This is a genomic window from Bacteroidota bacterium (assembly GCA_016183775.1).
Taxonomy (GTDB): domain Bacteria; phylum Bacteroidota; class Bacteroidia; order JABDFU01; family JABDFU01; genus JABDFU01.
Map to the genome: position 1 here is coordinate 1 of JACPDY010000021.1, position 8940 is coordinate 8940.

9 protein-coding genes are annotated in these 8940 nt (G+C 38.7%); 6 read left to right on the forward strand and 3 right to left on the reverse strand.

Annotated elements, in window-relative coordinates:
- Nucleotides 1-656 precede the first annotated feature (656 nt).
- Nucleotides 657-905 (forward strand): hypothetical protein, encoded by a 249-nt coding sequence (locus HYU69_02905; GenBank protein MBI2269286.1) that lies wholly within the window; start codon nucleotides 657-659, stop codon nucleotides 903-905.
- A gap of 160 nt (nucleotides 906-1065) precedes the next feature.
- Nucleotides 1066-1758 (forward strand): hypothetical protein, encoded by a 693-nt coding sequence (locus HYU69_02910; GenBank protein MBI2269287.1) that lies wholly within the window; start codon nucleotides 1066-1068, stop codon nucleotides 1756-1758.
- A 35-nt stretch (nucleotides 1759-1793) separates the two neighbouring features.
- Here HYU69_02910 and HYU69_02915 read toward each other — a convergent pair whose 3' ends face one another.
- From HYU69_02915 to HYU69_02925, 3 genes are all read right to left on the reverse strand, one after another.
- Nucleotides 1794-2522, reverse strand: coding sequence for a response regulator transcription factor (locus tag HYU69_02915; GenBank protein MBI2269288.1), 729 nt, complete (start codon nucleotides 2520-2522; stop codon nucleotides 1794-1796).
- Between the two features lie 95 nt (nucleotides 2523-2617).
- Nucleotides 2618-3655, reverse strand: a complete 1038-nt coding sequence (locus HYU69_02920) for a histidine kinase (protein ID MBI2269289.1) — start codon at nucleotides 3653-3655, stop codon at nucleotides 2618-2620.
- A 112-nt stretch (nucleotides 3656-3767) separates the two neighbouring features.
- Complete coding sequence (locus tag HYU69_02925; GenBank protein ID MBI2269290.1) at nucleotides 3768-5621, reverse strand: peptidase M61; 1854 nt, start codon at nucleotides 5619-5621, stop codon at nucleotides 3768-3770.
- A 286-nt stretch (nucleotides 5622-5907) separates the two neighbouring features.
- Between HYU69_02925 and HYU69_02930 the strand changes: the two genes are divergently transcribed.
- The 4 genes from HYU69_02930 to HYU69_02945 form a co-directional block, all read left to right on the forward strand.
- The gene (locus HYU69_02930; GenBank protein ID MBI2269291.1) at nucleotides 5908-6849 is read left to right on the forward strand and encodes a peptidoglycan DD-metalloendopeptidase family protein; all 942 of its coding nucleotides are present in this window, start codon (nucleotides 5908-5910) and stop codon (nucleotides 6847-6849) included.
- Nucleotides 6850-6939: 90 nt separating this feature from the next.
- Complete coding sequence (locus tag HYU69_02935; protein ID MBI2269292.1) at nucleotides 6940-7188, forward strand: Smr/MutS family protein; 249 nt, start codon at nucleotides 6940-6942, stop codon at nucleotides 7186-7188.
- Entirely contained in the window at nucleotides 7175-8395 is a 1221-nt protein-coding gene (locus HYU69_02940; GenBank protein MBI2269293.1) for a beta-lactamase family protein, read from the forward strand. The genes HYU69_02935 and HYU69_02940 overlap by 14 nt, the downstream gene beginning before the upstream one ends.
- Nucleotides 8396-8619: 224 nt before the next feature.
- Nucleotides 8620-8940, forward strand: a 321-nt coding sequence (locus tag HYU69_02945; protein ID MBI2269294.1) for a hypothetical protein, incomplete at its 3' end; no start/stop codon positions are given.

The window sequence follows — 8940 nt, forward strand, 5'->3', positions numbered from 1 at the left end:
ACCTTCTCGTTCTGCTTCCTGGAGGATACTATACTTCTCTTCCGGGGTAAACTTTCTTTTTTCTTTGGTCATTTTCCCTAATTTTACTGTGACTAAATTAATTTAATTAATTTGTCCAGTCTTATAGGGGGCTAAGACAATGTTATTAGGACTTTATGTTATTTATCGTAAGGCGACTGAGAAGTTCTTTTATAAATTGACAACTCCCTTCGACAGACAGAAAAACAAACAAGTACTGCTAAGCTATGCCGACAAACAACAATTTGAAATTTACCGAAAATCAAACGACTGCATAATTTTAAACGAATCACTTGGTGACTTTAATCCAAGCTATAAAAAGTCAATGGTGTTTATCTTAAAAGACAATGAAGTTTTATTTACAATACTTAAAGACCAATATAAACTCAATTTACCGACCTTGACATCACATTTATTTCTAAAACACGACTTGAAAAAATTATTTAATAACGTATCAACAAATGACAGCAGACTTTAAGCAAAACGACATGGAATTCCTTCTTTACTTATTTCTACTTTTTTATTTTTTATATACTTTTTCATTTGCTTTAAAATTCAATAAGACTGACATTTTATACAACAAAAAACAACGACTTTTCCATAACATTATGATTTGGATAGTTCCTTTTTTATGGATTATGCTCTTAAAAACAATTGACAAGCCTCTTGGAAGATACGCATTTAAAAAGCGGACAGACGGTTCAGCTAATGAGGGTAATGCGGGTTGGTGGGCATTGGGACTTTATTCGCTTTTTCATGGCTCTGGTTATTCATCTCATGACGGACATTCTGGGCACGACTCTGGAGGATATGATAGTCATAGAGTACATGATTATGGAGAGGGAGCCGACTCTACTGGATATGATGGAGGAGACGGTGGACACTAATCAGCCACTAACACGGGTTTTTCCATTAGTGGGCGAACAGTGCGAGTATAAACATTTGAGCAACAAATAAAATTGGTGCCGGCAGACAGTTTACGGTTTCAAAAGCCACCAACGCAAAGCCCGAAACCGTTAGCTGTTATTTTAAAAAGACACACAAACAATGGAAAATTTACCTACATACATTAGCTTAGTTTTCGGACTGACAACAATATTGACAGTTGGACTTTTTTACAAAGCGACCAATAACTCCAAAACCACCTTAATAATTTTATTGACTTGGTTGGCATTACAAACTGCTATCGGACTTTCCGGTTTTTACACCGTGACGGACACTATTCCGCCAAGATTTCTTCTTTTAGTTTTGCCACCTATACTTCTGATCATCGGACTATTTACTACTTCAAAAGGCAGACAATACATTGACAGTTTGGACGCAAAAACTTTAACGATTTTGCATACAATTAGAATACCCATTGAAATTGTTCTCTTTTGGCTGTTCGTTAATAAGACTGTTCCTGAACTTATGACTTTTGAAGGAAGAAACTTTGATATTTTATCGGGGCTGACAGCTCCTATTATTTTTTACTTGGGTTTTATAAGAAACCAATTAGACAGGAAAGTAATATTGATTTGGAATTTCATCTGTTTAGGACTTCTAATAAACATTGTTGCCAATGCTATTCTATCAGCACCATTTCCATTTCAGAAGTTTGCTTTTGACCAACCAAATATTGCTGTTCTCTATTTTCCTTTTAACTGGTTGCCATCTTGTGTGGTTCCTTTAGTTTTATTTTCACACTTGGCGACAATAAGACAATTACTAAATGACAGACGAAAGAAAAACAACAGCTGACAGCCTATTTGCAATAAGCGTTAGCGGCACTATTTTCAAAGACTCATCATATCCTTAAACTTCGCGGCCTGCCTGCGGGAGATCTCCACCTTCTCCCCTCCTTTTATCTGTACCATAAGGCCTCCATTGAACCAGTTCTCAATACTTTCCACCCATTTTAAATTAATGATGTGCTTGCGGCTGGCACGGAAAAATGTTTTTTGATTGAGGCGTTCATCAAGGTAATTGAGTGAACGTAATATCAGGGGGCGGTTCTTCTCGAAATATACACGCACATAATTTCCTTCGGATTCAAACAAACGTATCTCCGATAGTTTTACAAACCAACAGCGTTCCCCGTCTTTCACAAACACCTGGTCATGCTCATCGAGCACCGTTATTGGGCCTTTCTCCTCCTCTATCTGCGCTTCCTGTGGTTCTTTACTTAATATTTTTTTTATGGTTTCGGCCAAACGTTGAGGCTGTACGGGTTTTAATAAATAGTCGAGCGCATTCACGTCGAATGCACGTATGGCATAGTCATCGTAGGCGCTTACAAATACCACTTTGGGTAGCTCGGGTATGTCCTGCAACAGGTCGAAGCCGTTTTTACCGGGCATTTGTATATCGAGAAACAGCAGATCCGGATTGTGTTCCTTAATGGCTTTAAGCGCTGTATCGGCATTGTTGCATTCGGCAACCACTTCAATTTCATCAAATGCGGCCAGCATACTTTTGAGCTCTTGGCGTGCGAGACGTTCGTCATCAATGATTATTGCTTTCATATCTTTATGATTTAAATGGAACGCTGATCTTTATGATTATTAGATTTGTTATGATTAAATCTGCGCTGACCATAATAATTATAATGATAGGTGTTCTATAGTTTTGGTATTACCAATTCCGTTTCAACATATTTATCATCCCGGTTAAACAGTTTAAGCCAGGCTCTTGTACCATACAAAAGCGACAAGCGCTGAACACTATTCTTAATGCCAAAACCCGTCCCGTTTTCCCCGTGCCCGTTCAGTTGTCCGCTATTGATAATGTTTACATATAAAATATCACCTTTTACTTCTGTTTTAAAAATTAACCTGCCTCCGCCCTGCAGTTTTGAAATACCATGCTTAATACCATTTTCAACAAGGGTTTGAAGCATCAACGGAGGAACGGAAAAACCGCTGCTCTGAGGATCAATACTGTATTCAATATTCAAACGCTCTTCGTATCGTGTTGATTCCAGGCCTAAATAATCTTTTACAATATTCAATTCATCATCAAACGGTATTACTTTATTACGACCCATTGTCAGAGTATTTCGTAAAATATTCGACAACTGCGTTATCGACTCTTTGGCTCTTTCAGGATTCTCTTCAACCAGCGCCCGTATGCTATTCATCGCGTTGAACATAAAATGCGGGTTGAGCTGGGATTTTAATTTATTCAACTCTATCTCATTAATACCCGCCTGCCATTTCAAATTCTCGATCTCCGATCGTTTATAGTTCTCAATGTAATGCACCAGGAAATAAATAAGCGACCAAAAAAACAATACAAAGGCAATATTTAAAATAGACTGACTGGCAACTATGGCATCAAAATTTTCAAGACTAATTGAAGTGATACCCAGGGCCGCTTCAATAAAATACTGTATAAAATAAATAATTGAAGCCATAACCACTGTAGCAACAATCACACGCGGTATCAGGCCAAATGGGGTAACATTAAGCCAACCCAGGCGTACGATCACTGAACGGTAAAAATGTGTTACAACAATTCCAAGAATAAAGAGCAGCAGTAAACTAAACCCCTGGCGCAGGTCCAACACATTGGTAAGCCGTAAAAAAACAGTATTGATAAGTACAAAGAACAGCCACCCTCCGAATTGACAAAACCAGTATAGTTTTTTCCTGTTCATTCCATATCTAATTTAAATCATTCCATCTTCGTGGGGCTTGTCCTAACGAAGATGGGGCTCGGACGACCCAACACCCGCTGCTTGAGCGGAACTGAAAACAGCGGCAACATCACTAATTTATTCCTAGCCAGGCTTTACGTATAGTCAATTGCCCGGCATCAGGATTTGGATTGACCGTCAACACATTTTTCACCATATAATCGGTTTCAATCACTTTTGTCTTTAGTTTTAATTTTCTCTTTACTCCTTTATCATCCACCCTGTATACCACCATTTTGAGAATATCTCCTTCCTTCACTTCTGTAAAATATTTACCCCACACCTTCTCAACACTTAATAGTGTAAGTTTTTTGCCATTGAATTTGTAAATTTCATCCCCGATATTCAATCCAATACTTTTTCCAAAATCATTTATATCCTTATAACTGGCTTCATTGATATAAAACCGGCCGGTTTCCATATTATAGGATGGAGTTATACCACCTAAAGGTGATATTCCCCGCATTGTTCCTGTTTCCTTATAGGTTATTCCTACCAGACTCAATACCTCAGTAAGTGGAAGCGGGTTGCTGCCGCTCACATAGCGGTTCAGAAAATAGCCAATCTCGGGATATGTATGCTTCACAATTTTACCAAACAATTCATCATCTTTGAACGACCGGTTGATGCCGTATGTTTTGGAGAGGTCGGACATTAAATTTTGCAAACTGTATTTTCCATCCGAGAGCGCGCGCAGTTTTATATCCAGGCAAAGTCCTATCAAAGCACCCTTTTGGTAAACATTATCGTACTGATCCTTATAAATATCCAGACAACCTGAACTCATGCGGGTGAACGGAAGTGTATCGATGTAGGCCGCTTTTCCTTCAATTTTTTCATGGATCAGGTCAATGTAATCGTCCAATTTTGTTAAACCTTGTTTCACCTGTACGTGTCCCGCGAAATATTCGGTCACGCCTTCGTACAGCCACAGATGCTTTGAGGCTTTAGGATCATTGTAATCAAAATTGCCGATCTCTTCGGAATGAATGCTGAGTGGAGTTATGATGTGAAAAAATTCATGCGCTGCGAAATCACGTATATTTTGCCCGATCAGCTTCGGATCCATGTCGGGCATATAATAAAACGACGAATACGAATGCTCGAGCGCGCCGTATGAACCGGAACCGCCTGAGCTGCGGTTGAAAAGGTAGATAATAAAAGCGTATTTATCGATGGGCAGCTTGCCGCCCAGATAATCCTTTTGCGCGTTTAATGTGGCTTTCAGGTTAGCCTCAATGGCCTTCGCGTAATTTTTATTTTTGGGAGAATATACAGAGACCAATATCTTAGCGCCTCCAACAATAAATGTAGTTGTATCGGGAACACAAAACATTACGGGCGAGTCAACAAGCCGCATGTAATCACCTGCTGTATATGTCTCAGACGAGGATGAGCTTTTGTCAGCGATAAGGGCCGTTGATCCGTAAAAATTCAGCGGCTTCATAAATTCCAGTTGAAAAGGATTTCGTTTGTACCCATCGAAGTATCCGAAAAAACCATGGGTATTGATCACAAAGTTGGTATCCTGCTGAATGTTTGTGCCGCCTGGTTCAAAAACAAATGATTCTTTCTTATCGGTGTCCCACGAATCTTCAACGCGGTAAATTATCTTTTGTATTTTACCCGGGTCGGGTATCTTCCAGGTGTTCACGTCTACCCGTTCGGTCTGAATAACATTACCCGCATTGTCCAGCACCGTAAATTCCGAAATAAACCGTCCGAAATTATAAATGGAATATGTTCCGGGAATAATGGCAGGAAAACGAAACAGTGCATCAGCCTTCTCAATCTGCGGAGGAATCAAACTTACCTGCAGTTTATCGTCTTTTACATTTCTCAGATCAACAGTATAGTGATACGCTTTATCATTCGCGAAAACAATACTGCACAACAACACACAAAACAGACAAGATCGATAAAACATACAACGACAATATATATACCAAATTTACAATTAGCTCCGAATAATAATGGAATTATTTACATGAGTGGGGTAAATTACGGGTTATCGGTTATTTGTTGTCAATTGCCGGGGCTTAGGACTAACAAATAGCGTAAGACGGGTTCTCACTTTTTAACACTCCCATCTGTAGAAGATTTCCGTGACAGGACTTGGAATTTTCAATTATTTTGACATCTTTGTACATCCTGTACATTTTTTATGGATCCGGATACCTGTTTTTTACTTTTTGAATTATCAAACTTAAGTGATGAGGAGCTTTTCTTCAGTCATACTCGTTTTTCTGTTGCTGCATATTCTAAAAATAAGCGCGGCACAGGATATGCTTCCCGAAAATCGTATTGAAAGGCCTAATAATGCTGATACTTCAGCAAACAGATTCAATACCCTGAGCGCAAAACCATTATTGACCCATTCGGATTCAGTTTGCATGTTCCCGGCTTACATCATGTACTCCCAATGGGATACAACAGTTATCCATCCTTACAATTTTGACCCCGCCTGCTTTAAAGACAGTGTTCAGCTTATTTTAACCGGTATTTATTCATCACAATGCTTCATTCCCCGCATTGGCCGCACCAATTCAAACTTCGGACCGAGGCACCGCCGAGCGCATTTTGGCGTTGACATTGACCTTGAGACCGGCGATACAGTTGTAAGTGCATTTGATGGAATGGTTCGTATAGCGAAACGTAATAAATCATACGGCAATGTGGTCATAGTACGTCACGAGAATGGTTTGGAAACCATTTATGCTCACCTTTCAAAACTAAATGTTCAACCGAATCAATGTGTAAAAGCGGGAGAAGTGATCGGACTTGGCGGTAACACCGGTCATTCATATGGAAGTCACCTGCATTTTGAAGTTCGTTACAAAGGCGAACCGTTGAATCCGAATGAACTATTCTCGTTCTCGGAATGTAAGCTTGTTGCCGACACTATTGAGATCAACCTGAATAGTTTTCAATTTTACAATGATTACAAAGCCGGCAAATACAAACATTTGAAAAAAGGAAAAAAATATGCTAAAACAAAAGTGAAACTGAAGCCCGGCTACTATTCCGTTCGTAAGGGAGATACACTTTACTCAATTGCCCGTAAATATGGCACTACGGTTGATAAACTTTGTAAACTAAATAAGATCAAACCGACAACGGTATTACGTTTAGGAACTAAAATAAAGTATGGGTAAGAGATGACGGTTATTGGTTGTTAGTTGACTTGCCGGTTGTCGACACTCATCAATAACATCCCCTGAACTAACAACTAACAAACAACTCCCTTGTCAAAAATTTCAATTGATCTGCATGAATCGTTCAATAAAGGAAGTAAAATTGATGATCTTTTGAACAACGCCATTCGCAAAGCTGTTGAGAACAAGATCGACCTGGTGGAAATAATACATGGTAAAGGAAGCGGCCAGTTAAAAAAACGCGTGCTGCGATTTTTACAACAACCGCACATTAAACAATTGTATAAAAGAGTTGAGAAGGATAGCAAAAATTTCGGGAGACTGTTTGTCAGGTTTTAGATCAGTCTTTTTTAGCTGCGGACTACAATGTATTGCCACCGTTGTCATTATATCCTGTGGATTACCCCAAAATCGACCTGCTAAAGGAACTCATATTACGGTCGGAAGCAATTCATTACAAAACGACAGCATTGAAAAAATACGAGCCAGGCTCAACACCAATGAAAAAGCACAGCGGCTGGATTCACTGTTTAAATACATGTTCCTTCACGGCGGATTCAATGGTAATATACTTGTGGCCCAGCAAGGGCAAGTGATATATAAAAAAAGCTGGGGCTATGCCAACTATGAAACAAAGGATTCCCTGACGCTGAATTCGGTTTTCCAAATGGGATCATCTTCAAAACCTTTAACTGCAACAGCAATATTGATATTAAAGGAACAGGGCCTGATCCGGTTATCACAAACCATTGATGAGTTTTTTCCGGATTTTCCTTATAAAAAAATTACAGTAAAGGATCTGCTCACACATCGTTCGGGTCTGGCCAATTACATGTATTTCTGCGACAGCTTTTATTGTTATAAAAATATCCCGCTCAGTAATGATGAGCTATTAAAGCTAATGATAACCAATCATCCCCTGCCCTATTTTAAACCGAACAGAAGATTCGAATATTCCAATACGAATTATGCCTTGCTTGTAAATATTATTGAAAAAGTATCGGGTGTGAGTTATGCAGACTTTATGAAACAGGAAATATTTAAACCCCTCGGAATGAATAATAGTCGCATAAGTATTACGGATACCATTGATCTGAACCATAATAAAACAACAGGTTACGAAGGCAACTGGAAGAAGTATGATATAGACTATTTAGATGGTGTGCTTGGTGATAAAAATATTTTCACTACAGTTGACGATCTGTTTTTATTTGACCAGGCACTCTATACTGTACAGCTATTAAAGAAGGAGACACTTGATGAAGCTTATTCCGGCACCAGCCATGAATACCCCGGGCAGCGTAACTATGGTTATGGCTGGAGGTTAATAGACGAAAAAGACGGCACAAAGATCGTATACCACAACGGCTGGTGGCACGGCTACAATAACGTCTTTTACAGGCGACTGAAAGATAAAACCACGATCATTATTTTGAGTAATAAAATAAACCGCGGTATTTATCATATTGAAGGGATTCTTAATATCCTTGATGGGTCAGGCATTACAGGCAACATTTTTGATGAAGAAGGAAGAGCCGTCAATTAGCCCTCCTGGTTTCATAATTGTATTTCCAGGTATATATACTTTCCGTTTTAGTAATCTATTCGCACAACTTTTAAAGCCCGTTGTCAATATTAAAATTTGAATAAGGGGGCGGCCCCCTTGCCGCGCTTTTGCATCTTACCTACACTTGTATTGTTAAATATCGGGCTTCATAAATTCCGATAAATTTTAACAGTATACATCTTAAATCAGGGTATTAATATAATATGAAAAGGATCAAATACTATTTACTTACAAATCTTGTAGTTCTCCTTCTTATAGTTACCACAACATCTTATTCTCAAAATAGCTCCAGTTCTTGGTCAGCAAAGTGGGAAAACCCGAAATCATTTATTGAAAATAAAGGTCAATTCCACATACATAAGTCAACGGAACCTGTTTTATATGCTTATGATAATGGATCAACCATGATCTATTTTACTTCCAAAGGAATTACATATAGTTTCTTGAGGCGTTGGAAAAAAGAAGAGAATGAAAAAGAGCATTTTGAAAGTACGGAAGACTGGATAAAAAAAGAAGAGGAAGAA